Source organism: Thiomicrospira sp., from assembly GCF_014859555.1.
Lineage (GTDB): Bacteria > Pseudomonadota > Gammaproteobacteria > Thiomicrospirales > Thiomicrospiraceae > Thiomicrospira.
In genome coordinates, this window is the sequence record NZ_JACUTY010000028.1 from 1 (window position 1) to 23,539 (window position 23,539).

The 23,539-nt window shown below is 44.7% G+C and carries 21 protein-coding genes; 16 read left to right on the forward strand and 5 right to left on the reverse strand.

Features of this window, described 5'->3' with window-relative positions:
* Both IBX48_RS05990 and IBX48_RS05995 read right to left on the reverse strand, forming a co-directional pair.
* Positions 1–749 (reverse strand): restriction endonuclease subunit S (locus IBX48_RS05990; protein WP_296831823.1); only part of this gene is annotated, 749 nt, incomplete at its 3' end.
* The gene (locus IBX48_RS05995; protein ID WP_296831825.1) at positions 739–2,547 is read right to left on the reverse strand and encodes a class I SAM-dependent DNA methyltransferase; all 1,809 of its coding nucleotides are present in this window, start codon (positions 2,545–2,547) and stop codon (positions 739–741) included. The genes IBX48_RS05990 and IBX48_RS05995, both read right to left, overlap by 11 nt.
* A gap of 221 nt (positions 2,548–2,768) precedes the next feature.
* On the opposite strand from IBX48_RS05995, the gene IBX48_RS06000 reads away from it, so the two are divergent.
* The 7 genes from IBX48_RS06000 (at position 2,769) to minE (ending at position 7,663) form a co-directional block, all read left to right on the forward strand.
* Positions 2,769–3,014: a helix-turn-helix transcriptional regulator gene (locus tag IBX48_RS06000; RefSeq protein ID WP_296831827.1), complete on the forward strand. Its 246-nt coding sequence runs from the start codon at positions 2,769–2,771 to the stop codon at positions 3,012–3,014.
* Between the two features lie 17 nt (positions 3,015–3,031).
* A complete protein-coding gene (locus IBX48_RS06005; protein ID WP_296831829.1) occupies positions 3,032–4,237 on the forward strand; it encodes a type II toxin-antitoxin system HipA family toxin in 1,206 nt (401 codons plus the stop codon).
* Positions 4,238–4,249: 12 nt separating this feature from the next.
* A complete protein-coding gene (locus IBX48_RS06010; RefSeq protein ID WP_296831831.1) occupies positions 4,250–5,146 on the forward strand; it encodes a DMT family transporter in 897 nt (298 codons plus the stop codon).
* A 60-nt stretch (positions 5,147–5,206) separates the two neighbouring features.
* A complete protein-coding gene (locus tag IBX48_RS06015) occupies positions 5,207–5,782 on the forward strand; it encodes a YqiA/YcfP family alpha/beta fold hydrolase (RefSeq protein WP_296831833.1) in 576 nt (191 codons plus the stop codon).
* Between the two features lie 42 nt (positions 5,783–5,824).
* On the forward strand, positions 5,825–6,508 hold the full coding sequence (gene minC, locus IBX48_RS06020) for a septum site-determining protein MinC (protein ID WP_296831835.1): 684 nt from the start codon (positions 5,825–5,827) through the stop codon (positions 6,506–6,508).
* Between the two features lie 79 nt (positions 6,509–6,587).
* On the forward strand, positions 6,588–7,400 hold the full coding sequence (minD, locus tag IBX48_RS06025; RefSeq protein ID WP_296831838.1) for a septum site-determining protein MinD: 813 nt from the start codon (positions 6,588–6,590) through the stop codon (positions 7,398–7,400).
* Between the two features lie 2 nt (positions 7,401–7,402).
* Positions 7,403–7,663: a cell division topological specificity factor MinE gene (gene minE, locus IBX48_RS06030; RefSeq protein WP_296831841.1), complete on the forward strand. Its 261-nt coding sequence runs from the start codon at positions 7,403–7,405 to the stop codon at positions 7,661–7,663.
* A 91-nt stretch (positions 7,664–7,754) separates the two neighbouring features.
* Here the strand turns inward: minE and IBX48_RS06035 are convergent, their stop codons facing one another.
* Together IBX48_RS06035 and mfd are read right to left on the reverse strand one after the other, a co-directional pair.
* Positions 7,755–8,393: a CsiV family protein gene (locus IBX48_RS06035; protein ID WP_296831843.1), complete on the reverse strand. Its 639-nt coding sequence runs from the start codon at positions 8,391–8,393 to the stop codon at positions 7,755–7,757.
* A gap of 7 nt (positions 8,394–8,400) precedes the next feature.
* Positions 8,401–11,925 carry a transcription-repair coupling factor gene (mfd, locus tag IBX48_RS06040; RefSeq protein WP_296831846.1) on the reverse strand — a complete coding sequence of 1,175 codons (3,525 nt, stop codon included), beginning with the start codon at positions 11,923–11,925 and terminating at the stop codon, positions 8,401–8,403.
* Positions 11,926–12,048: 123 nt separating this feature from the next.
* On the opposite strand from mfd, the gene IBX48_RS06045 reads away from it, so the two are divergent.
* Genes IBX48_RS06045 through IBX48_RS06060 form a run of 4 tightly spaced genes read left to right on the forward strand, consistent with a single transcriptional unit; the run spans position 12,049 to position 16,623 of the window.
* Positions 12,049–12,687 (forward strand): trimeric intracellular cation channel family protein, encoded by a 639-nt coding sequence (locus IBX48_RS06045; RefSeq protein WP_296831847.1) that lies wholly within the window; start codon positions 12,049–12,051, stop codon positions 12,685–12,687.
* Between the two features lie 20 nt (positions 12,688–12,707).
* Positions 12,708–13,961: a lipoprotein-releasing ABC transporter permease subunit gene (locus IBX48_RS06050; RefSeq protein ID WP_296831849.1), complete on the forward strand. Its 1,254-nt coding sequence runs from the start codon at positions 12,708–12,710 to the stop codon at positions 13,959–13,961.
* A complete protein-coding gene (lolD, locus tag IBX48_RS06055) occupies positions 13,954–14,670 on the forward strand; it encodes a lipoprotein-releasing ABC transporter ATP-binding protein LolD (protein ID WP_296831851.1) in 717 nt (238 codons plus the stop codon). Before IBX48_RS06050 ends, lolD begins: the two co-directional genes overlap by 8 nt.
* A gap of 6 nt (positions 14,671–14,676) precedes the next feature.
* Positions 14,677–16,623 (forward strand): ATP-binding cassette domain-containing protein, encoded by a 1,947-nt coding sequence (locus tag IBX48_RS06060; RefSeq protein WP_296831853.1) that lies wholly within the window; start codon positions 14,677–14,679, stop codon positions 16,621–16,623.
* A 74-nt stretch (positions 16,624–16,697) separates the two neighbouring features.
* On the opposite strand, the gene IBX48_RS06065 is transcribed toward IBX48_RS06060, so the two are convergent.
* Positions 16,698–16,916 carry a DUF2892 domain-containing protein gene (locus tag IBX48_RS06065; protein ID WP_296831855.1) on the reverse strand — a complete coding sequence of 73 codons (219 nt, stop codon included), beginning with the start codon at positions 16,914–16,916 and terminating at the stop codon, positions 16,698–16,700.
* Positions 16,917–17,157: 241 nt separating this feature from the next.
* Here IBX48_RS06065 and tig point away from each other — a divergent pair, with 241 nt between their 5' ends.
* From tig to IBX48_RS06090, 5 genes are all read left to right on the forward strand, one after another.
* The gene (tig, locus tag IBX48_RS06070; protein WP_296831857.1) at positions 17,158–18,471 is read left to right on the forward strand and encodes a trigger factor; all 1,314 of its coding nucleotides are present in this window, start codon (positions 17,158–17,160) and stop codon (positions 18,469–18,471) included.
* Positions 18,472–18,615: 144 nt separating this feature from the next.
* Entirely contained in the window at positions 18,616–19,218 is a 603-nt protein-coding gene (gene clpP / locus IBX48_RS06075) for an ATP-dependent Clp endopeptidase proteolytic subunit ClpP (RefSeq protein ID WP_296831859.1), read from the forward strand.
* Between the two features lie 26 nt (positions 19,219–19,244).
* The gene (clpX, locus tag IBX48_RS06080; protein ID WP_296831861.1) at positions 19,245–20,495 is read left to right on the forward strand and encodes an ATP-dependent Clp protease ATP-binding subunit ClpX; all 1,251 of its coding nucleotides are present in this window, start codon (positions 19,245–19,247) and stop codon (positions 20,493–20,495) included.
* A gap of 85 nt (positions 20,496–20,580) precedes the next feature.
* The gene (gene lon / locus IBX48_RS06085; protein WP_365942347.1) at positions 20,581–22,983 is read left to right on the forward strand and encodes an endopeptidase La; all 2,403 of its coding nucleotides are present in this window, start codon (positions 20,581–20,583) and stop codon (positions 22,981–22,983) included.
* Between the two features lie 107 nt (positions 22,984–23,090).
* The gene (locus IBX48_RS06090; protein ID WP_296831865.1) at positions 23,091–23,363 is read left to right on the forward strand and encodes an HU family DNA-binding protein; all 273 of its coding nucleotides are present in this window, start codon (positions 23,091–23,093) and stop codon (positions 23,361–23,363) included.
* Positions 23,364–23,539 lie beyond the last annotated feature (176 nt).

Consider the following 23,539-nt stretch of genomic DNA (forward strand, 5'->3'; position numbering starts at 1 on the left):
TGCTCTGGGGTGAGTTGGTTTAGTTCGGGTTCGGTTTTTCCGCTGATGGCGGCCATGGCGGCGCGTTCGATTTGTTCGGCGTTACCGCCGGCTTGTTTGGCGGCGATTTTGGCTTTTACGGGGTCGAAATCGACAAACCAGCTTTTAAATAGGGCTTGCGCGATTTGTTCAAGGGTTTGATTGGTTTGGCGGTTGAGTTCAATTTTATCTGACAATGAAAGTGCCAAATTTTCAATTGAATCTTTTACATTTTTGGGTGGGATTAATATTGGGATATCGCGAACCTCTTTGAGGTTTAGGGTTTTTTGAACTGTAGTATTAGCTCTAATATTAAGAAAATGCATCGTTTCTGTTGACTGTAAACAGATATTAATCCAATCCGCACCGACTTCTTCATTCGCACGAATAACAGCTATAGCACGAGGGACATTCCAACCAGCAAGTTCCTTAGGCGCAACAAAGCTTTGACCAGTCGAACCGACTAGAGTTAATAATACTTCGCCGCCTTTTAAACGAGTTCTCTTGTATTTTTGTTCTATTTCAAGAGAAACTTTCAATACATTTGATAAATTAAGCTGACCATTATTTATGTTATTTATACGAATTACGGGTATACCATTTTCATCATGCTGCCCAGGCTGAACAATTCCATAGGATATATTACCGTCAATGGTGCATTCTACTAATGTTTTGCAACTCCAACCCTCGGGAATAGTCACATACTCTGAAGGGTTAAAGTCAGACTTCATAACCCAACCCCGCCAAGTTCTTTTTAATCTCGGCTTCTAGTTTGTCGCTTTGTTCAAATTGTGTTTTGAGTTGTGTGGTGAGTCTGGCCATTTTTTCGGCGAAGGGTTCGCCGTCGTCTTCTTGTTCGGTTGCGCCGACATAGCGCCCTGGGGTTAAGACATAGTCGTGTTTTTGAATATCTTCTAGCTTGGCAGATTTGACCAGGCCTGGTATGTCTTGGTAGGTGGGCGGCTGGTCTGCGTTCCCACGCGGGAGCGTGGGAACGAGAGCGGTTGGGGGTGTGGGAACGAGAGCGGTTTCTTCTAGCTTGGCGGATTTGACCAGGCCTGGTTGGTCTTCATAGCCTTCGCCTGTTTGCCAGTTATGGAAGTGGTCGGTAATAAGGCTTAGGTCTTCTTGGGTGAAGTCACGCAAAACTCGATCTTTCATATAGCCTAAATTACGCGCGTCAATAAACAGCACTTCGCCGCTTCGGTCGCGCAGTTGGCGGCCGCTGGCGGCGGTGCGGGCTTTTTTGTTTTTGCTTAAAAACCAGATGCAGGCGGGAATTTGGGTGTTGGTGAAGAGTTGGCCGGGTAGGGCGACCATGCATTCGATGAGGTCGGCTTCTATTAGGGCTTTGCGAATTTGGCCTTCGCCGCTAGTATTGGAGCTCATGGAACCATTGGCCAGCAATAGCCCTACACTGCCATTGGGCGCGGTGTGGTAGAGCATGTGTTGTAACCAGGCAAAGTTGGCGTTGCCGGATGGCGGTTTGCCGTAAACCCAGCGTGGGTCATTGTCGTCCACGCCTGTGTCCCATTCTTTCATATTAAAAGGCGGGTTGGCCATCACAAAGTCGGCGCGTAAGTCTGGGTGTTGGTCGTTGGTGTAACTGCTGGCGGGTTCTTTGCCGAAGTTAAAGTCGATGCCGCGAATCACCATGTTCATGGCGGCGAGTTGCCAGGTGGTGTGGTTGTATTCTTGACCGTAAATAGAGACATCACCAATGCGGCCTTGGTGTTCGCGTATAAAGTGTTCGGATTGTACAAAGAAGCCGCCCGAACCCATGGCGGGGTCGTACACGCGCCCTTTGAAGGGTTCCATCATTTGTACAATTAAACTCACAATGGATTTTGGCGTGTAGAACTGGCCGCCTTTTTTGCCTTCGGCTAGGGCGAATTGGCCTAAAAAGTATTCGTACACATGGCCGAGAATGTCTTTGCTGCTGAGGCTATTATGGGTAAACGGAATGGTGGCGATGAGATCAATCAGTTCGCCGAGTTTGGCTTGGTCAATTTGCAGTTGGGTGTAGCGTTTGTTGAGTACGCCTTTGAGTTTTGGGTTGTCGAGTTCGATGGCGTCTAAGGCGTTATCAATTAATTGACCGACTGAGCGGATTTTTTTGGTGGTTTTGCCATCCGGGACTTCAATTTCACCGGTAATCACCACTTTGTTTTGGTTTTGTATAAACGCCCAGCGGGCGACTTTAGGCACCCAAAATACATTGGCTTCGGTGTAATAATCACGCTCTTCAAGTTCGGTGTTAATTTCTTCTTGATATTCGGCGCTGTCGGCACCACCAAAATCGGCGGGGTCTAGGTAGTAGTCACTGTCTGGGTTTTTAAATTGCGCGGTGAGTTCGTCACGACGAATACCAAACGAATCGGAAACATACTTTAAAAACACTAAACCGAGCATCACGTGTTTGTATTGCGAGGCATCTAACGAGGGTAGGAGTTTATTGGCGCTGGTCCAGAGTTTTTTCTCTAGATCGTTTAAAAATTGGGTTTCTTGTTGCTGAATTGATTTGCTCATATTTACTTATTATGTTGCTTTTAATTGAATTAAGCCATTGTAAGCGGCTAAAGGGGGGTGTCAATGGATTTATGGCGAGTTTATGGGTTTAAAATGATTTAAAAACAAAGGCAACCAGGCCTGGTGCCTTTGTATGGTAATTTCCCGTTCGGTAGTATTTTGTTTAATTCTGATTCTAATTAGGTTACTATTCCCGAAAGGGATAAATTTAGGTTTTTAAGATGGATTATGTAAAAAACAACCCGTTCGGTAATATGGATGGCCTGCAAGATGCCGCGCAACTTGGGCTAAAGGTGCGTGAAAAACGTAAGGCGGATGGTCTGACTCAGCAGGATTTAGCCGCCATTGCGAATGTCGGTGTACGATTTGTGTCGGAACTTGAAAATGGTAAGCCGAGTGTGCAGTTGGATTCTGTTTTGGCGGTTTTGCATGCGTTGGGTTTGCAGCTTATGTTGTCGAATAGATAAGTGGATAGGTGGCCGTTATGATGCAAACCTTATATGTTTTTTATCAAACATCATTGGTTGGCAAGCTGGTTAAAACCGCAGCTCGCCATATGCAGTTTACTTATCACCAGGCCTGGTTGGATTCTGAGGAGGCGTTTGCGCTGTCGATTAGCTTGCCTTTAGTGAATCAAACTTTTGAGCATGCCGAGACGTTTTTTGCCAATATTTTGCCCGAAGGCGAAGTAAGAAGTGCGCTGTGTCAAAAACTGGGACTATCTGCAAAAAATGATTTTGGTCTGCTAGCCGAAATTGGCGGTGAGGTAGCCGGCGCGATTTCGATTTACGATACGCCGGTTTTGCCAAAATATAAAAGCCAAAAAATTGATTTGAGCTTGAGTGATTTGGCCGAGGTGTTACAACAGGTTGGCCGCACACCGTTTAAACCTTTAAAAGGCGAAATGCGTTTATCTTTGGCGGGTGCGCAGAATAAATTGCCGATTATTAAACAGGATGATAAGGCGCCATTGATGTTTGCTTTGCCTTTGTCGCCGGATATCGCGACTACACATATTATTAAACTCGCCAATCCGCACTTTGATGACTTGGTGCTGAATGAGTTAGTTTGCATGAAGTTAGCCAAAGCGGTGGGTTTGAGTGTGGCGGAGGTGGATTTATTGCCGGTTAAAGAACACACGCATTTGGTGGTGACACGTTATGACCGAATACAGGGTGAACGTTTGCATCAGGAAGATTTTTGCCAGGCGTTAGCGATAGATGCTGAAAATAAATATGAATCAGAAGGCGGCCCAAGTTTAAAACAGTGTGCTGAACTGATTCGTGCTTACAGTCATCGACCTGCGGCGGATATTTTGCAGTTGGTGCGTTGGGTGCTTTTTAATATTTTGATTGGTAACCGTGATGCTCATGGTAAAAATATCGCTTTTTTATATGCGCCAAAATGTGAGTTAGCGCCATTTTATGACTTGTTATCTACCCAGTGTTATGAAGGGTTAAGCGATAAGTTTAGTATGAAGTTGGGTGGTGAAAATCGTTTAGATTGGTTGCAAAAACGCCATTTTGACCGGTTTGCTGAGGCGATAGGTGTGAAGGTTAGTTTGATTGAAAAAGAACTGACAAAACTTATCAAAGCGATTGAGCAAAATCATGAGATTCTGGACGGGTTTCCTCGGTTAAAGCCCGTGCTTGCTAGTAATATCAAACGCTTGAAAAAACGGTTTAGTTAGCGATGAAATTTTATGAAGTTTAAATTTTCAACTGAGCGCAAGGGTGAGGCGTCGGTATTAAGTTTGACCTTAATCGAGGCTTGGTTTCCGATTTTGTCGATTGGGCTGGTGGCGAGTTTGGGTGCGTTAAGCACTTATGCGCTGGCGACGTTTTTGGCTTCGTTGGTGTTTATTGGTTTGTTGGCGTTAAACGGGCGTTTGGGACGTTTATGGCAGAATCGTGCGCAGTTTGATCTTTGGATGACGGCGTTTTGGATTACCTTGTTATTTAGTTTGGTGTTTTTAGGTTTGCAAACCACTACCGCCGGCAATATGGCGGTGATTTTGTTTTTGCAGGTTTTGTTTGCTTATCTGTATTTTCATGTTTTAGGGCGTCAGCCGTTATCGCTTTTTCATAGCCTGGGCGCGCTATTAATGATGATAGGCGCGATTTTGGTGTTGTTTCCCGCAGACTTTAAGTTAAATATAGGCGATGGATTGGTGTTGGCGGCGGCAATGGTCGCGCCGATTGCGAATCGGTTTCAGCAGCGCGCTCGGTTACATGTCGATAGTTTGACCTTGTTGGGGTTTCGTAATCTGGTGGCGTTTCCGCTGCTTTTGGGGTTGGCCTGGTGGTTGGAAGGTTTACCGGATTGGTCGAGTATTCAATCGGTTTGGTTGCCGCTGTTAATTGTGGGTGTACTGATTTTAGGTTTAAGTAAATGGCTTTGGGTGGAGGCGTTACACCGAATTTCGATCACCAAAACCAGTGCTTTAGCCGCGATGACGCCTTTGTTTACCTTGGTGTTGGCTTATTTTTGGTTGGCTGAGTTGCCAACCTGGTCGCAAATGTTGGGTGTGATCCCGATTTTAATTGGCGGCATTTTAATTACACGCCCGGCTTTGCCGCCCGCTGTGCCACAAGAGTAAGCACGCGCCATTATTTGGTGTGCGTTATATGGTTAATTATAAAAACGAATGGTTGGTTTTATGCTGATATACATTCATGGCTATGGCTCAAATGGCTTAAGCGAAAAAGCACGTCATTATCAAAAACTGTTTGAGGGAGAGGCGTTTTTGACGCCAAGCTTATCTACCGAATCGCGTTTAGCCGTGCATACGTTAGATAATTTGATTCAAGCGCTTGGTCATCATGAAAAGGTTGGTTTGCTTGGTTCGTCTTTAGGCGGTTATTTTGCGATTTATCTGGCGCATAAATACAAGCTACCAGCGGTGTTAATTAATCCGGCGATTCCGCCTTGGGATCAACAATCAGGCTTCAAGCGGGCAGACAAAACCGATGTGTCGCCACGTTTTATTTGGCAGGCAGAGCATTTAGAGCGTTTGTCGACTTTTCGGGTGGACTCTCCCAGCCAATGTTTGCAAAAACGTCTGTTGTTATTGCAGCAACTTGATGATGAGGTTTTGGATGCAAAGTTAGCGTTGGATTATTTGCCGCAAGCACAACAAATCATCACGTCTGGCGGTGGCCACCGCTTCCGTGGTATCGAACACTATGATCAACAGGTTTTGGATTTTTTCGCTAAATTCTTAAAGCCGGATTAATGGTAGAATAGCCTTTATTTAAAGCTTCTTTGGATTGAAATTATGAGCAAAGCGGTGGCCTTAAAAGGCTCAGTTTTATCTTTGTCGGTGTTAAAAATATACAGTGATGATATTGCACTGGTTAAAAGCCAGTTAGAACAAAATATTGCGCAAGCTCCCGATTTTTTTAGTGGGTTACCGGTTGTGATTGAACCTGAGACAGAAGGGTTTGGACCTACATTTTTAGCGTTATTAGTGGACTTTTTACACCAGCATCAAATGGTGCCGATTGGCGTGCGAACTTCGCAAGCGGTGATTCGAGAACAAGCTCAGTATGCCGGTTTAGCGGTATTTGAACCAGTTGCCAGAGCGCCAGAAGAGTCGGCAAACACAACATCGGCCAATACTTCTGCTGATCAGGGTGCGATGGTGGTTGAAGGCGCGATTCGATCCGGACGACAGATTTACGCACAAGGTCGGGATTTAATTGTTAAAGGTACGGTGAACCCGGGTGCCGAAGTGGTGGCGGATGGTCATGTGCATATTTACGGTTCGGTGAAAGGCAAGGTATTTGCCGGTAGCGCAGGCAATACTCAGGCCAGAATTTATGCACAAAACTTGGATGCCGAGATGGTCTGCATTGCGGGTATGTATCAAATGTCAGAAGATATTAAGCCCGAATATAAGCAGGGCTGGGTCGAAGTGAGTCTGCATAACGAACGATTGGTTTTTAATAAGCTGGCGTAGTTTTTATTACTTTAGTGTCAGTTATGTTTATTATTCATTATAATGTTTTGTATATTTAAGAGCTTCAAAAGGAGTCAATGTGGCACGAGTCATTGTAGTAACCTCAGGTAAGGGTGGCGTGGGAAAAACCACGACCAGTGCAAGTTTTTCTGCCGGTTTAGCGCTTAAAGGGTTTAAAGTCGCGGTGATTGACTTTGATGTGGGCTTGCGCAATTTAGACCTAATTATGGGCTGTGAACGCCGAGTGGTGTATGACTTTGTAAACGTTGTGCAAGGTGAAGCTAGTCTAAAGCAAGCTTTAATCAAGGATAAAAAAACCCCTAATCTATATATTTTGGCCGCCTCACAAACACGTGATAAAGATGCGTTGACCTTGGAAGGTGTAGGCAAAGTTATTGATGATCTGAAAGCCGATGGCTTTGACTATATTATTTGTGATTCTCCCGCCGGGATTGAAAAGGGCGCGCAACTTGCGCTGTATTACGCGGATGAAGCGGTGATTGTGACCAACCCTGAAGTGTCTTCGGTTCGCGATTCTGATCGGATTTTGGGTATCTTACAAGCTAAATCAAAGCGTGCGATTGATGGTGAAACGCCGGTGGTTGAGCATTTGATTTTGACGCGTTACAATCCAAGTCGTGTGGCGGCAGGCGAAATGCTGGCGATGCAGGATGTGGTTGAGCTTTTGAGCGTGGATTTGTTAGGTGTGGTGCCGGAGTCAGAAGAGGTTTTGCAGGCTTCAAATGCCGGTATTCCGGTGATTCTGAATGAAGACACCAGTGCTTCTGAAGCTTATAAAGATATTGTAGATCGCTTTTTGGGTGAAAATAAACCCCAGCGTTTTTTAACCGTTGAGCATAAAAGCCTATTTAAGAAATTGTTTGGGAAGTAGATATGGCATTACTAGACTATTTATTAGGGCAAAAAAAGAAGCCGTCCGCCATGCAAGCGCGTGATCGACTCCAAATTTTGCTGGCACACGAACGTTTGCAAGCGAAGGCGCCGGATTATTTACCAAAGTTACGTGAAGAAATTTTGCAGGTGATTGCTAAATACGTAGATATTGATGATGAGAATTTGCAGATATCATTAGATGAAGAAAACGGCTTTGAGGTGTTAGAGTTAAATTTAATCCTGCCGGAATCTAAGCGATAAGATAATTAAGAGAGTTTGACGTTTGAACATAAAAAAACCACCAGGCCTGGTGGTTTTTTTATGGGGGTTAGAAACTCAGCTTTAGTCCGCGTTATCTAACTCGATCTACCTTGATCAATATGCCAAAGATAGGGTGATCTAGATAATGAATTTCGCCATAACGCACTCGGCGTGATTCGTTGATTTGAAAACGCCAACCTTCGGTAATCCAGTCAATATCTAGCTGTTGGTGGGCGGTAAAGCGTTCCAATACGGCTTGCGGGATTTGGCGGTCAAGTTCTAGATTGACTTGAATGTGTGAGAAACGTTCTTGGTACATACGAATGGTGCCAAATAAAATGCTCGATTCTAAGCGTCGTTGTTGCACAAACTGGTCGATTAAAATAGGTATCGCTTTCTCTCTGTCTAGAGCCGGCTGTTGCCAAGCAAAGTGGGCAAGTACGTCATAACCTTTGTCGGTGGTCATTTTTGACACTTCTTCTTTCAGCGTAAATGAGGCTTCTTTTAAGAGTGTGGCATAACCATCGGCCGCATTAAATTGGGTGGCGTTTTCGGTACTGGGCAGTTCTAAAGTATCTGGCCAATATTCTTCGGTCCAGCCGCGCAACGCAAGCGATTGGAATACAATCACCTCAATTTGAACTTTGGGTGGCGACTTTTCTTGTTGTGCCGAAACTTGGTAGGGTAACCAACTAATCAAACTGGTTAAAGCGATAACAAGTATTTTCATGAATGGATTAACCTTTATTGTTAGCTTTGGCTGGTTTAACGGCTTTGGGCTGTGGGTCGTTAGGGTTGGTGGCGGTGTTGTCTGGTGCCAGGCTTTCTAACGTAAACTGAATAACCTGAGTGCGCAAACCTATCTCAGGCATTGTATCGAAAACTTTTAACTCCGTCTGACCTTTTAGCTTGTAACGTTTGGGGTGTGTTTGAATTAATTGGATTAATTTCACTGGGTCAATGTTGGGCTGAGCGTTAAATTTAATGCGGCATTCGGTTTGGCTGGCGTCAATTTTCTTGATACCTAAAGGCTCGGCCATGAGTTTAATGCGGGTGGCATCAAACAGGTTTTTGACTTGTTGTGGCAATAAACCAAATCGATCAATCATTTCAATTTCAAGCTCATGCAAGGCGGCGTCGTCTTCGGCGCTGGCGATGCGTTTATAAAACACCAGACGCGAGTGAATGTCGGGCAGATAGTCTTCGGGAATTAACGCCGCAAATCCTAAGTCGACTTCGCAGCCAGTATCTAAAGGTGCGTTAAGTTCGGGTTGTTTGCCGGATCTTAGGGCTTTAACAGCGCGTTCTAAAAGTTCACTGTAAAGCCCAAAACCGACTTCGTGAATTTGGCCGGATTGACCTTCGCCCAGCAGTTCACCTGCGCCACGAATTTCGAGATCGTGGCTGGCCAGCATAAAACCGGCGCCCAGCGTATCGTGTTTGGCGATGGCATCCAGGCGTTTGTGGGCATCGTCGGTAATCATGGCTTTGTCGCCGGTAAACATGTAAGCGTAAGCTCGGTGATGTGAACGACCCACACGACCACGCAATTGGTGGAGCTGGGCTAAACCAAACTTATCGGCACGGTGGATAATGATGGTGTTGGCGGTTGGCACATCAATACCGGTTTCGATAATGGTGGTACAAACCAAAATATTGAATCGACGGTGGTAGAAGTCTTGCATGACGCGTTCCAAATCGCGTTCATGCATTTGACCGTGTGCAATGCCAACGCGCGCTTCCGGTATTAATAAGGCAATATCTTCGGCCATACGTTCGATTTTATCGACCTGATTAAATAATAGGTAAACTTGACCGCCGCGGCGTAATTCTCGCAAACAGGCTTCGCGAACCGTATCTTCATTCCATTCCTGCACAAAGGTTTGCACGGCTAGACGTTTAGCCGGCGGGGTGGCGATAATGGATAAATCACGTAGATCGTTCATCGCCATATTAAGGGTGCGCGGAATTGGGGTGGCGGTCATGGTGAGTACATCGACTTCGGCGCGCAGTTTTTTAAGCTGTTCTTTTTGGCGCACGCCAAACCGGTGTTCTTCGTCGATAATAATTAAACCCAAATTGGCAAATTGCACATCTTTTTGGATGAGTTTATGGGTGCCGATAATGATGTCGACTTTATTGTCGGCCAAGTCCTGCAATATGCTGGTTTGTTCTTTTGCGGTTTGGAAACGTGATAACACCTCAATCCGCACCGGCCAGTCGGCAAAACGGTCTTTGAAGTTTTCGAAATGTTGGTTGGCCAATAGGGTGGTGGGTACTAAAACCGACACTTGTTTGCCAGCATAAGCGGCCACAAAAGCAGCGCGCATCGCGACTTCGGTTTTACCAAAGCCGACATCGCCACATACCAAACGATCCATTGGACGCGGGCTTTGCATATCGTGCAATACGGCTTCGATAGTTTGTTGTTGGTCGTCAGTTTCTTCAAACGGGAAACCAGCGCAAAACTGACTATAAGCGTCTTGGGTTAAGGTGTAGGCATACCCTGATTTGGCTTCACGTTGCGCATAAATATCAAGCAGTTCGGCGGCCACATCGCGCACTTTTTCGGCGGCTTTGCGTTTGGCTTTATCCCACTTGTCGGTGCCCAGTTTATGCAGGGGCGCGGTTTCGGCACTGGCACCGGTGTAACGGCTGATTAAGTGTAAGGAGGTCACCGGCACATAGAGTTTGTCGTGGCCAGCATATTCAATCATCAAAAATTCGCGATTTTCGCCATGTAGGTTGATGTGTTCTAAACCTAAGTAGCGACCCACACCATGATCCAAATGCACAATCGGGCTGCCGATTTCGAGTTCGACTAGGTGGGTAATGGCTTGATCAAATTCATTGTGTTTAGTTTTGCGCCGACGTTTTTGCGCCACGGTTTGACCCAGTAAAGCGGATTCGGCAATTAAGCTAAATTGGGGTGTGTGGATGGATTCTTGCAGGGGCGCGACCACCAGGCCTGGTGCTTTTAGGTTAGTATGCGTTTTTTCTAGGTTCAACCAGTCATCAAAGGTTTCGGGGTGAATTTGATGTTTACCCAGCAGGTTAAGCAGGGTTTCGCGCCGACCTAAGCTTTCAGCACTAAACGCAATTTGGCCTTGGTAGCGATCCAAAAAGGCTTTGAGTTTGGCCATTGGATAATCTGAATGATTTTGTATGCTCAGATCGGGCAATAAAAGCGTATCAAAACGAGTCGTTAACTTGGTTTGATCACCATGCGCATGTAGGCTGATGCGATGGTATTGTTTAAGCTGACTTAAGGTGTCGCTGGTATTTAAAATCAGTTGATCAGGCGCTAATAACGGGTGATCAGGATTGTGGCGACCAATCTCGTAACGTTCATTAAAGTCATGCCAGTTTTGTTCAATCGCGTCTTCTAAGTTAGATTGGTCAAAAAACAGCGTGTCGTCTGGGAAATAATCAAACAAGGTGGCGGTTTGTTGGTGGAATAACGGTAGGTAATATTCGAGCCCACCAATGTTTTCAGCCTCGCTGACTTTTTTGTAAACGCCACTTTGGCGGGCTTCGGCACCAAATACATCGCGAAATGCATGACGAAATTGGGCGATGCCTTTTTCAGTAAAATCATATTCTTTTGCAGGCAAGAGTTCGATGCGATCCATTTGATCAATCGTGCGTTGGTTATCGGCATCAAACCGGCGGATTGATTCGATTTCGTCATCAAATAAATCTAACCGAAACGGCTGCTTACTGCCCATTGGAAATAAATCAATCAGCGCGCCGCGTATTGCAAACTCGCCATGTTCCATCACTTGGCTGACACGTTGGTAGCCGTGGCTTTCTAATTGCTCGGCAAAGTTCGACATATCTAAGGTCTGACCGGTTTCTAACAACAGGGTATGTTGCTGAATATAGGCCGAAGGCGCGAGTTTTTGCAGTAAGGTGTTGACCGGAATAACTAACAGGCCTTGCTGGGTATTAGGCAGTTCGTAGAGGGTTTTTAAGCGCTCAGAAATTATATCCTGATGCGGCGAAAACCGATCATAAGGCAAGGTTTCCCATTCTGGAAACGGCAAGAGTTTGAAGTTTTTGGGTACAAAAAAGCCTAACAAGTCAATCATGTCATTGGCTCGTGCACTGTCCGCACATAATACGACCACCAGGCCTGGTGCTTGTTGAGCTTGCCTAGCAATCGCAAGCGCTTGCTCGCTTAAGTTAAGTGGCCCCCAGTGCGAACGTGTGGCTTTGTGTGGGATGGATTCAAATTCGAGTAAAGAAATGGGATGGCTCATGCCGCTTGATGGATTCCGCTGATAAAAAAATCTTATTCTACCTCGAAATAACCAAACAATGGACAGCAAAAAAGCGGGTTTTTGCCAGCGTTTTTGTTTGGGCACGAGTATAATTGCGCCAATATGACATTTTTAAGCGCTATTTATTATTTAGATTTATTAGGCACGGTGGTGTTTGCCATCACTGGCTTGCTGGCGGCTAGCCGTAAACAGTTGGATTTATTCGGCGCGATTGTACTTGCTATGGTGACCGCCGTAGGTGGTGGTACGTTGCGGGATTTGATTTTGGATGTGCCGGTTTTTTGGACACAGCAAACCATTTATATTTATTTAATTGTGACTTCCGCGGTTTTTATGTTTATTTATGCACGTTATTACGATGTGCCGGTTCGTTTGTTATTGCTGTTAGATGCACTTGGGTTAGCTGTATTTACCGTGATTGGTGCGCAAAAAGCCTTTGAACTTGGCTTTAGTGATCCGATTGTGATTATGACCGGCGTAATGACCGGTGTGGTAGGCGGGGTGATTCGTGATGTATTGGCGGGTGAAGTACCGCTGATTTTTCGTAAAGAAATCTATGCCACCGCTTCCTTTTTAGGGGCGAGTGTTTTAGTGTTAGGTTTTCATTATTTACCGAGTCGTGAATTGGCCAGTGTATTGGCGATAATAGTGGTGTTTGGCTTGCGTGTATTAGCGATTCAAAAAAATTACAGTCTACCGGTGTTTGCACCATTGAATCGATCAGAGAATCGGTCTGAATAAACAATAACTAATGGGTGATTATGTTTAAACTTCCTTTCGAATGGCTGCTGGGTTTGCGTTACATACGTGCCAAACGCCGCAATGGCTTTATCTCTTTTATTTCTATGTCGTCAATGATCGGTATTGGTTTAGGGGTAATGGCCTTAATTACCGTGATGTCGATTATGAACGGTTTTCAGCATGAACTGCGTGAACGCATTTTAGGTATGACCGCACATATGACCTTGTCGGAAAGTTATCAACGCCTGGGGGATTGGCAAGAGATTTATAACATTAGCAAGCAACATCCGCTCGTCGTAGGTGCGGCGCCTAATATTGAAGAGCAAGGCATGTTAACCAATAACGACCGGGTTAAAGGCGTGATGGTGCGTGGCGTTTTGCCCGAGTACGAAGGCCAGGTATCTAATATTGAAGATAATGTGTTTATTGGTTCGTTTAGCAGTTTAAAAGCCGGCGAATTTGGCATTATATTGGGGTTTGATCTGGCTCAAAATCTGGCTGTAACGGTTGGGGATCGCCTCACTTTAATTGCGCCGCAAGGCAGTGTGTCGCCGATGGGGGTGTTACCACGTATTAAACGCTTAACTGTGGTGGGCTTATTTGAAGCCGGAATGTATGAATATGATTCGGGTATGGCGTTTTTGCACTTGGAGGATGCCGCCAGAATTTTCAAATACCGAGATGGCGAAGTCAGTGGATTGCAACTGCGTTTAAGTGATCTATTTTTGGTACACCAAGTCCGAAACGATTATATCGAGTTGCTAGAAGGCCAATATTCGATGCGAGACTGGACGCAACAACACGCGAACTTTTTTAAAGCCATTCAAATGGAAAAACGCATGATGTTTATCGTGTTGGCGCTGATTATTATGGTGGCGGCGTTTAATATTGTCTCCACTATGGTAATGGTGGTGACGGATAAGCAAAAAGATATTGCGGTGCTACGTACCATTGGTGCCTCACCCTTGAGTGTACAAGCCATTTTTATGATTCAAGGTTTGGTTATCGGTATTATTGGGGCGCTGCTGGGCTTGCTCGGCGGGGTCGCTTTGTCGCTGAATATTGATGTGATTATTCCGTTTATTGAGCGATTGTTTGGTTTCCAATTCTTCCCAGCGGATGTGTATTACATCAGTGAAGTGCCTTCTAAATTAGAGTGGTCGGATGTGTGGGCGGTTTCTGGTTTAGCTTTTGTGCTGACCTTGCTAGCGACCTTATACCCGGCCTGGCGAGCTTCTCGCATTCAACCAGCGGAGGCCTTGCGTTATGAGTAATTTACAAGCAAACCCAGTCGAGCAAAATATTATTTTACAAGCCAAAAACCTGGGCAAAACTTACCGTGATGGTTTGATTAATACCGAGGTATTGCAAGGTATTGATCTGGTGTTACACTCACGTGAACGCAAAGCCATCGTTGGCGCGTCGGGCTCGGGTAAAAGTACCTTATTGCATTTGTTGGCCGGATTAGATAAACCGAGCACGGGCGAAGTGAAGCTCGCAGGCCAAGATTTTTCAAGTTTGTCGGAAACCAAACGCGGTATCTTGCGTAACCAGAACATGGGGTTTGTGTATCAGTTTCATTATTTGTTAGCTGAGCTTAGCGCGCTGGAAAATGTCATGCTGCCCTTAAGAGTCGCGCGCCAATCGGCCTCAAGCGCCGAAAAACAGGCGGTTGACCTCCTAAAACAAGTTGGTTTAGGTCATCGTTTACAACATAAACCATCTGAATTGTCGGGCGGAGAACGCCAACGCGTTGCGATGGCTCGCGCCTTAATCACCAGGCCTGGTTGTATTTTGGCTGATGAGCCAACCGGTAATTTGGATTCCAAATCGGCTGAACAGGTGTTTGAGTTGATGCTGTCTTTAAATGAGGAATTTGACACGGCTTTATTAGTGGTCACCCACGATTTAGATTTAGCCGCGCAAATTGGTGAAACGATCACAATGGTTGATGGCCGCATTCTTCAACCGAAGGCTGTTTAGCGCCTTATGTTATCTATTCAGTCGGTTAGTTTGTATGCGGGTGTTAAGTGTTTATTAGAAAATGCGAGTTTAACCCTTAATCCGGGTCAAAAGATTGGCTTAATTGGTCGTAATGGGGTTGGGAAATCCACTTTGTTTAAAGCCATATTAGGCCAAATCAGTTTAGATGCCGGCACGATTGGTTTGCCGGCTGGCTGGCAGATAGGTTATGTCGAACAGTCTGAAGTGACTGAGCAACTCAGTGCATTGGATTATGTGACATCGGGCGATACACTTTATTTCCAATTAATCACCGATCTTAAGCAGGCTGAAGAACAAAATGATCAAGATGCGATGGTGCGTTTGCATGATCATTTGGATCACATTCAGGCCTATGAAGTGCCACAAAAAGCTCAGCAATTATTATACGGCTTGGGGTTTCAGCAGGCTGATTTTGCGCAGTTAGTCACACAGTTTTCCGGTGGCTGGCAGGTGCGTTTAAAGTTGGCTAGAGCCTTAATGCAACGTTCAGATTTATTGTTGTTAGACGAACCTACTAACCACTTGGATATCGAAGCGGTCGCTTGGCTAGAGCAGTGGTTAGCGCAATATCCCGGTGCCGTGTTATTGATTTCGCATGATCGACACTTTTTAGATAAAGTCGTTAACGGTATTGCGTTGCTAGAAGATCAGCGTATTCAACTCTATACCGGCAACTTTGCATCTTATGAACGTCAGCGCAGCATGCAGTTAATGCAACAGCAAGCCCTGCACGACAAGCAAAAACAGCGCATGCAACATCTCACCACCTTTATTACACGCTTTAAAGCCAAAGCCAGCAAAGCCAAACAAGCCCAAAGCCGAGTCAAGGCTTTAGAACGCATGGAAGAAGTCGCGGCTTTGCAGGCCACCAATCCGTTTCGTTTCGAATTTATGAACCCCGATCATTTGCCTGATCCTATGATGCGCATCGAACAGGTGAGTTTTGCTTACGATAACAAAGTGGTGTTAGATAAGGTCGATTTGGTGTTAAGAGCTGGTGATCGAATTGGTTTGGTCGGCATAAACGGCAGCGGTAAAACCACTTTCTTAAAGCTTATAGTGGATGAACTTAAGCCAGACCAAGGTAAAATCATTAACAGCAAAGGTTTAAAAGTCGGTTATTTTGCCCAGCATCAAGTCGAGTCGTTGGATTTAGATAAAACCCCATTGCAAACCATGCTCAAGCATTTTCCCGAACTGTCAGATCAGCAAGCGCGTGATTTTTTAGGTGGGTTTGGCTTTAGTCACGAACAAGCTCTATCGCCGATTAAACAGTTTTCAGGCGGCGAAAAAGCACGTTTATCTTTGGCTTTGATTGTTTATTTAAAACCCAATTTAATTATCCTGGATGAGCCCACCAACCACTTGGACATGGATTCTCGTGATGCGTTAGATGAAGCCTTGCAGAGTTTTGAGGGGGCGCTGATTGTGGTGTCACATGATCGGCATTTGTTAGCGGGCATTGTGGATCAATACTGGTGGGTGCATGATGCAAGTGTAAGTTTGTTTCATGGCGATTTGGATGCCTATTTACAGCAACGTTTAAGTTTATTAAAACAACAGAAACAACAAGAGAATCGGCTGAATGGCGTCGGTGAAGAATCAGAAAATTCCAATGGCGGTTCACAAAATAAACGTGAACAACGCCAGCAAACTGCACAGTTACGTAAACAGCTACAAGACGCGACGCGATCTCAGCGTAAGCGGCTTGATGTGTTGGATAAGCAATTAGCAAAATTACAAGCGGCCTTAGATGAGGTGCACAGCCAACTAGCCGATGATGCGATTTATGATCCTGCGCAATCTCCTCAGCTAGCCGGTTTACTTAAACAACAAGCCGAATATCAAACAAATTTGGATGACGTTGAAACCGAATGGTTAATGTTGCAAGACGAGGTTGAGACCATTACGCAGTCGTTCCAGTTGGATTAAAACCGCGTTAATAAGGTGATGGTTTGAAGCAGAAAGCAGATGAGCCAGTCGGTCATCTGCTAAATCGACGCGGATTACTTAGCAGGATCTTTTAAGAAAGGTGAGCCGTGCTTCAGACCGAACTTCTTCAAAATCATTACCATTGGGCAAAAACGCGTTAGGCTTGAAACAATTAAGTTTAAACCCACGAATGCGGTTAATAAAAACCAGGCCTGGCCAACCCAGGTGCCCAATGCCAAGCTGATTAACACAACACTTCCTGCAACAAACAATACGACTCTTTCGATATTCATAACTTAGACATCCTTTTAACTAAATCGAATGGGAAATAACGCGCATATTCTAACTGAAAATAAATCCCCCGTGTTAATAAAATAAGCAAATGCTTATATTCTAAAGCACCAGGCCTGGTTGAGATTTTCCTTGTTGTTTTTATTGGGTTCTGTATAATTTTGGGACTATTTATTACGTGCACCAACTGGCTTTATTAGTTGAGTGTCTTTATTTTGAATTTAACGAGATTTGAGAATTTGTATGCAAGTATCTGTTGAGAAACCTGAACAAGGCCTAGAGCACAAAATCACGGTCACTTTTCCGTCGGCTGAATTAGACGCTAAAGTAGATAAGCGTTTAGCCGAAATGCGCCGCACCGTCAAAATAGACGGTTTCCGCCCTGGTAAAGTGCCGATGGGTATGGTTAAGAAACGTTACGATGCGCAAGTTCGCCAAGAGCTTTTGGGCGAAGCCGTTCACTATGCGTTTTTTGATGCGGCCGATAAAGAAAAGTTACAAGTTGCTGGTTATCCGGAAATTGATGAAGTCAAAGTAACCGACGCTGAAATTAACTTTACGGCTCGTTTTGAGGTTTACCCAGAAATTACCTTGCCCGCTTTTAGCGGAATTAAAGTTGAGGCTATAAAGTCTGAAGTCACCGATGAAGATGTTGAAAAAATGATTACCCGTTTGCGTGAGCAGCGTTCGGCTTGGAAACCAGCCAGTGCCGCTAAAAAAGCCAAGACGGGCGAGCAAGTTATTATCGACTTTGTGGGTAAACTTGACGGTGTTGAGTTTGAAGGTGGTAAAGCTGAAAATGTACCATTAGAGCTTGGTAGTGGTCGTATGATCCCTGGTTTTGAAGATGGCATTATGGGTATGAAAAAAGGCGAAACTAAAACCATCGACGTAACCTTCCCTGAAGAGTACCAAGCTGAAAACCTAAAAGGTAAAACAGCGCAATTCGATATTACGGTTCATTCGGTACAAACCAAACAACTACCTGAGTTGGATGAAGAATTTATCCAGTCTTTCGGTGTAGAAGACGGCAAAGAAGAAACCTTGCGTAAAGAAATTCGTGAAAACATGGCGCGTGAATTAAAACGTACGCTAGATGCACGTAACCGTCAAGCAGCGTTTGAAGCCTTGGAGCAAGAAGTGGATGTCCAAGTTCCGGCCGCGTTAGTAACTCAAGAGTCGGAAGCGATGCTTGAACAATACATACAGCGTATGGAACAGCAGGGTATGCCAAAAGGTCAAATGTCTGGTATGACGCCTGATTTGTTTGCAGATGAAGCCAAAAAACGCGTTAAGTTAGGTTTAATTATTGGTGACATTATTCGCGCACACGATATTAAAGCGTCAGAACAAGACATCAACGCGTTTATTGAGGATCAGGCATCAACTTACGAAGATCCGGCCGAAATTAAAGAATGGTATGCTAAAAATCCAAGCCGTTTAAGCGAAGTACGCTCAATTTTGGTTGAGTCGGCGGTGGCGAAGAAAATTTTGGATGAAGCCAAAGTGAAAGAAGTTAAAAAAGCATTCGATGAAGTGGTTAGTAGCGCAGGCTAATTAGTCCGCTCTAAAAGACTTAGATGCTAATTAAACCTCGTGACGAGTTGTTTTTTGCAATTTGTCACGGGGTTTAGTTTTTTTTAGCGTCATAAAACGCTAATATAGGCTTACACAGTAGATTTATTAAAGTTGAGGTAGCGAATGGATAACTCGGTAATCAGTAATGCGTTAGTTCCGATGGTGGTTGAACAGACAAGCCGTGGTGAACGATCTTACGATATTTTTTCAAGATTGCTTAAAGAACGAGTGATATTTTTAGTCGGTCAGGTTGAAGATAACATGGCAAATTTGATAGTGGCGCAAATGCTGTTTCTTGAGTCTGAAAATCCGGATAAAGATATTCATCTCTATATTAACTCACCGGGTGGCAGTGTAACGGCTGGTATGGCGATTTACGACACGATGCGTTTTATTAAACCGGATGTATCAACCATGTGTTTAGGCCAAGCGGCCAGCATGGGATCGTTTTTGCTAGCGGCTGGTGCAAAAGGTAAACGTTTTGCCTTGCCTAACTCAAGAGTGATGATTCACCAGCCCTTAGGTGGCTTTCAAGGTCAAGCTAGTGACTTCGAAATTCATGCTAAAGAAATTTTATATATTAAAGACAAACTCAATCGTGCGTTGGCTGAAAACACAGGGCAGTCGTTGGAAATAGTTGAAAATGATACAGATCGTGATAACTTTATGAGTGCTGAACGCGCAAAAGAATACGGTTTGATTGATCAAGTTTTACAGAACCGCTAACAATGATTGGGGGTGGAGAGGAATCTATGGCAGATAAAATTTTATATTGCTCGTTTTGTGGCAAAAGCCAAGAAGAAGTTCGTAAGCTAATTGCGGGCCCATCGGTTTATATTTGCGATGAGTGTGTGGATTTATGTAATGACATTTTGCATGAAGAATTTGGTGAAGAAGCGGAAGCGATGTTCGATTTAGATCATTTACCAACACCGCATGAAATTAGTCATATTTTGAATGATTACGTTATCGGCCAGGATCGTGCTAAAAAAGTCTTGTCGGTGGCGGTATACAACCATTATAGACGTTTACAAAATGCAGGCTCAGATGACGAAGTCGAGTTAACTAAAAGTAATATTTTATTGATCGGACCAACCGGTTCGGGCAAGACGTTATTGGCTCAGACGATGGCTAGATTGCTGGATGTGCCGTTCGCGATTGCGGATGCCACCACTTTGACTGAAGCCGGTTATGTGGGTGAAGACGTTGAAAGTATCGTGTTAAAGCTGTTGCAACGCTGTGATAACGATCCGCAAAAAGCCGAACGCGGTATTATTTATATCGATGAAATCGACAAAATTACGCGTAAGTCTGAAAACCCATCTATTACACGTGATGTGTCGGGCGAAGGGGTTCAGCAAGCGTTATTAAAGTTGATTGAAGGCACGCAGGCGGCGGTTCCACCACAAGGTGGGCGTAAACATCCGAATCAAGAAATGATTTATGTCGATACCTCAAAAATTCTGTTTATTGTGGGCGGGGCGTTTGAAGGTTTAGATAAAATTATTGAACAACGTACCGAAAAAAACCTAGGTATTGGTTTCTCAGCTGAAGTGAAGTCGGCCGATAAGGTAAAAAGCTTAACCGAAAAATTTGCCAGTATTGAACCGGAAGATTTAACCAAGTACGGTTTGATCCCTGAATTTGTTGGACGTTTGCCGGTGATTGCAGCTTTAACTGAGTTAGATGAGAAGGCACTGATCCAAATTCTAACCGAGCCTAAAAATGCGTTAGTTAAACAATTCCAAAAAATGTTTGAGTTAGAAGGTGCAGAGCTTGAATTCCGCAAAGATGCCCTTACAGAAATAGCAAAGCTAGCCATTGCGCGTAAAACAGGGGCGCGAGGTTTACGATCCATCTTAGAGCAAATTTTGCTCGACACTATGTATGACCTACCCAGTATGCAAAATGTAGAAAAGGTTGTGATTAATAAGGCCGTTGTACAAGGTAAAAAACCACCTATGATGGTTTACTCAGACGTTGCAAAAGCGGCGAGCGAGTAAAGATTGCTAACGTGTTTTTATTTGTTTAAAGCCCAGCCTAGTCTGGGCTTTTTATTCTAAAAGAGAGTTTATGGACATAGAGCAAATAGCGATGAAAATGAAAGTGTTGATTATGCCGCTGCGTGATGTGGTGGTTTTTCCTGGTTCTGTTATGCCTTTATTTGTGGGGCGTGAAAAGTCGATTAATGCTGTCTACGAAGCACAGAAACGTGATCGACAATTATTTTTAATCGCTCAAAAAAGCCCAGAGTTGGAAGACCCGGCAAGTGATGATTTATATTCTGTGGGAACTTTGGCCAATATTCTGCAAACCTTAAAGTTGCCAGATGGAACCGTTAAGGTGCTGGTGGAAGGGGTGCAGCGTTTCGAGCTGCTAAACCTGCATGCTGATGGCGAATTTTTAGAGGCTGATATTGCCGCGTTGGATGTCGACTCCGGGCCGGATGCTGAAACGCGGGCATTAACCAGCTTGTTGCGCGATCGTTTTCTACACTTGGCAGAGTTGCGCAAAAAATTACCGTCTGAAGTTAAAGATACGATCGAGAAAACTCATGATGCTAATCGTTTGGTTGATTTAGTTGGCGCGAATATGAGTTTAGGGATTGAGCGTAAACAATCGCTTTTATCTTTGGTGTCGGTGAACGCACGTTTAGAAGGTTTGTTGGCGTATGTCGAAGAAGATATTGAGCTAATTGAGTCTGAAAAACGCATTACCATGCGTGTTAAAAGCCAGATAGATAAAACTCAGCGTGAATACTATTTGAATGAAAAAATCAAAGCGATTCATAAAGAATTACGTCAAGGTGAAGAGGGTGAAGACGATTTAACCCGACTTGAAAATAAGATTAATGAAGCCGGCATGTCCGCCGAGGTTTTGACTAAGGCTCAATCTGAGTTGCGTAAATTAAAGCAAATGCAGGCTCAATCGGCAGAAGCCAATGTGATTCGTAATTATTTGGATTGGTTAGTCAGTGTGCCTTGGAAAAAACGTTCGCGTGTTTCCAAAGACTTGCCGCGCGCGGAAACTATTTTGGATCAGCAGCATTATGGCTTAGAAAAGGTTAAAGAACGTATTGTTGAGTATCTTGCCGTACAACAGCGCGTTAAAAAAATTAAAGGCCCAATTTTGTGTTTGGTTGGTCCGCCTGGTGTCGGTAAAACTACCCTGGCGCGTTCGATTGCGGAAGCAACGAATCGTAAATATGTACGTATGTCGTTAGGCGGAGTGCGTGATGAAGCGGAAATTCGCGGTCATCGTAAAACCTATATTGGTGCATTGCCGGGCAAAATTATCCAAAAAATGGCCAATGCGGGCACGAGAAATCCGCTGTTTTTGTTAGACGAAGTTGACAAGATGGCGAGTGATTCGCGTGGTGATCCCGCGAGTGCGCTGCTAGAAGTACTCGATCCAGAGCAAAACGCCAGTTTTAATGATCATTATCTTGAAGTTGATTACGATTTGTCGGATGTGATGTTTGTGGCCACTTCAAACTCAATGGATATTCCTGAGGCCTTGTTAGACCGTATGGAGATTATTAATCTCGCTGGTTACACCGAGCCAGAGAAAATTAACATTGCGATGCAGCATTTATTGCCACGACAGATCAAAGATCACGGTTTAAAACCGGACGAGCTTGATATTACTGAGCAGGCAATTAAAGACATTATTCAGGTTTATACCCGAGAAGCGGGCGTACGTTCACTGGATCGTTCGCTCGCTAAGATTTGTCGTAAAGCGGTTAAGCAGTTGATTGATGGCTCTAAGTCCGGTTTGATTAAGGTCGATAAGGCCGATTTGGAAGCTTACTTGGGTGTCGCTAAATACCGTTTTGGCTTGGCGGATGATAAAAACCGTATTGGTCAAGTGACCGGCTTAGCCTGGACTCGAGTAGGCGGGGATTTGTTGCGCATTGAAGCCACGGTCATGCCAGGTAAAGGCAAGCTAGACAGTACAGGGCAATTGGGTAGTGTCATGTCTGAATCGGTTAAGGCGGCAATGAGTGTGATTCGTAGTCGTTCAGCTGATTTTGGCTTGCAAGCGGACTTTTATGAAAAGTTAGACCTGCATTTGCATTTTCCGGAAGGCGCGATTAAAAAAGATGGCCCGAGTGCGGGTATTGCGGTTTGCACGGCGATCACCTCAGCTTTAACTCAGATCCCCGTGCGTGCTGATGTCGCTATGACGGGTGAAATCACGCTGAGAGGTGAGGTGTTGCCAATTGGTGGGCTTAAAGAGAAGTTGTTGGCCGCGCTCCGTGGCGGAATTAAAACCGTGCTGATTCCTTATGACAATGTACGAGATTTGGCAGATATTTCAACAGAAATTACCTCGCAGCTGAATATTAAACCGGTACATTGGATTGAGGAGGTGCTAGAAGAAGCCTTAACGATTAAGCCAACACCTTTGGTTAATGATGCGTCTAGTCTCCAACCGGTAGCCGATCCCGTGCTTGAAAATGTCGTTTTAGAGGAACGAAAGCCACATTAATGACTAAAATGCGCCTCTATGCCTTGACATAGGGGGCAAGCTGTTGCTATAAATGTTTGAGTCCATTTCGATGGCGATAATAATAATTTTTACTGGAGTATATGAACATGAATAAATCTGAATTGGTAAGCGCAATTGCTGAAAAAGCCGGTTTAACAAAAGTACAAGCGGCCGCGGCACTAGAAGCAACAGTGGGTACAGTAACGACCGCTTTAAGCAAGGGGGACCAGGTTGCCATCATTGGTTTCGGAACCTTCAAGGTTGGTGAACGTGCGGCGCGCACAGGCCGTAACCCACAAACTGGCGCAGAGATGAAAATTCCAGCCGCTAAAGTGCCTAAGTTTTCAGCAGGCAAGTCTCTAAAAGACGCTGTTAACTAATTCAGAACTAAATGTCATAAATTTGTCGTAAATTCTGTTGACATCGCTCCCCAGCTCTTTATAATACGCGCATCAATTAAGCACAACGACACACGGCTCTAAGCCAGTCAGAATGCAGAATTGGGTGCTTAGCTCAGCTGGGAGAGCATCGCCCTTACAAGGCGAGGGTCGGGGGT

Bases quoted from the DNA above. Each gene is read 5' to 3' on its own strand.
- IBX48_RS06065 (WP_296831855.1), bottom strand. From the start codon at position 16,916: ATGAATATCGAAAGAGTCGTATTGTTTGTTGCAGGAAGTGTTGTGTTA.
- clpP (WP_296831859.1), top strand. From the start codon at position 18,616: ATGGATAACTCGGTAATCAGTAATGCGTTAGTTCCGATGGTGGTTGAA.
- IBX48_RS06005 (WP_296831829.1), top strand. From the start codon at position 3,032: ATGATGCAAACCTTATATGTTTTTTATCAAACATCATTGGTTGGCAAG.
- minC (WP_296831835.1), top strand. From the start codon at position 5,825: ATGAGCAAAGCGGTGGCCTTAAAAGGCTCAGTTTTATCTTTGTCGGTG.
- IBX48_RS06010 (WP_296831831.1), top strand. From the start codon at position 4,250: ATGAAGTTTAAATTTTCAACTGAGCGCAAGGGTGAGGCGTCGGTATTA.
- IBX48_RS06045 (WP_296831847.1), top strand. From the start codon at position 12,049: ATGACATTTTTAAGCGCTATTTATTATTTAGATTTATTAGGCACGGTG.
- IBX48_RS06090 (WP_296831865.1), top strand. From the start codon at position 23,091: ATGAATAAATCTGAATTGGTAAGCGCAATTGCTGAAAAAGCCGGTTTA.
- IBX48_RS06000 (WP_296831827.1), top strand. From the start codon at position 2,769: ATGGATTATGTAAAAAACAACCCGTTCGGTAATATGGATGGCCTGCAA.
- IBX48_RS06035 (WP_296831843.1), bottom strand. From the start codon at position 8,393: ATGAAAATACTTGTTATCGCTTTAACCAGTTTGATTAGTTGGTTACCC.
- IBX48_RS06050 (WP_296831849.1), top strand. From the start codon at position 12,708: ATGTTTAAACTTCCTTTCGAATGGCTGCTGGGTTTGCGTTACATACGT.
- lolD (WP_296831851.1), top strand. From the start codon at position 13,954: ATGAGTAATTTACAAGCAAACCCAGTCGAGCAAAATATTATTTTACAA.
- IBX48_RS05995 (WP_296831825.1), bottom strand. From the start codon at position 2,547: ATGAGCAAATCAATTCAGCAACAAGAAACCCAATTTTTAAACGATCTA.
- tig (WP_296831857.1), top strand. From the start codon at position 17,158: ATGCAAGTATCTGTTGAGAAACCTGAACAAGGCCTAGAGCACAAAATC.
- IBX48_RS06015 (WP_296831833.1), top strand. From the start codon at position 5,207: ATGCTGATATACATTCATGGCTATGGCTCAAATGGCTTAAGCGAAAAA.
- IBX48_RS06060 (WP_296831853.1), top strand. From the start codon at position 14,677: ATGTTATCTATTCAGTCGGTTAGTTTGTATGCGGGTGTTAAGTGTTTA.
- mfd (WP_296831846.1), bottom strand. From the start codon at position 11,925: ATGAGCCATCCCATTTCTTTACTCGAATTTGAATCCATCCCACACAAA.
- clpX (WP_296831861.1), top strand. From the start codon at position 19,245: ATGGCAGATAAAATTTTATATTGCTCGTTTTGTGGCAAAAGCCAAGAA.
- minE (WP_296831841.1), top strand. From the start codon at position 7,403: ATGGCATTACTAGACTATTTATTAGGGCAAAAAAAGAAGCCGTCCGCC.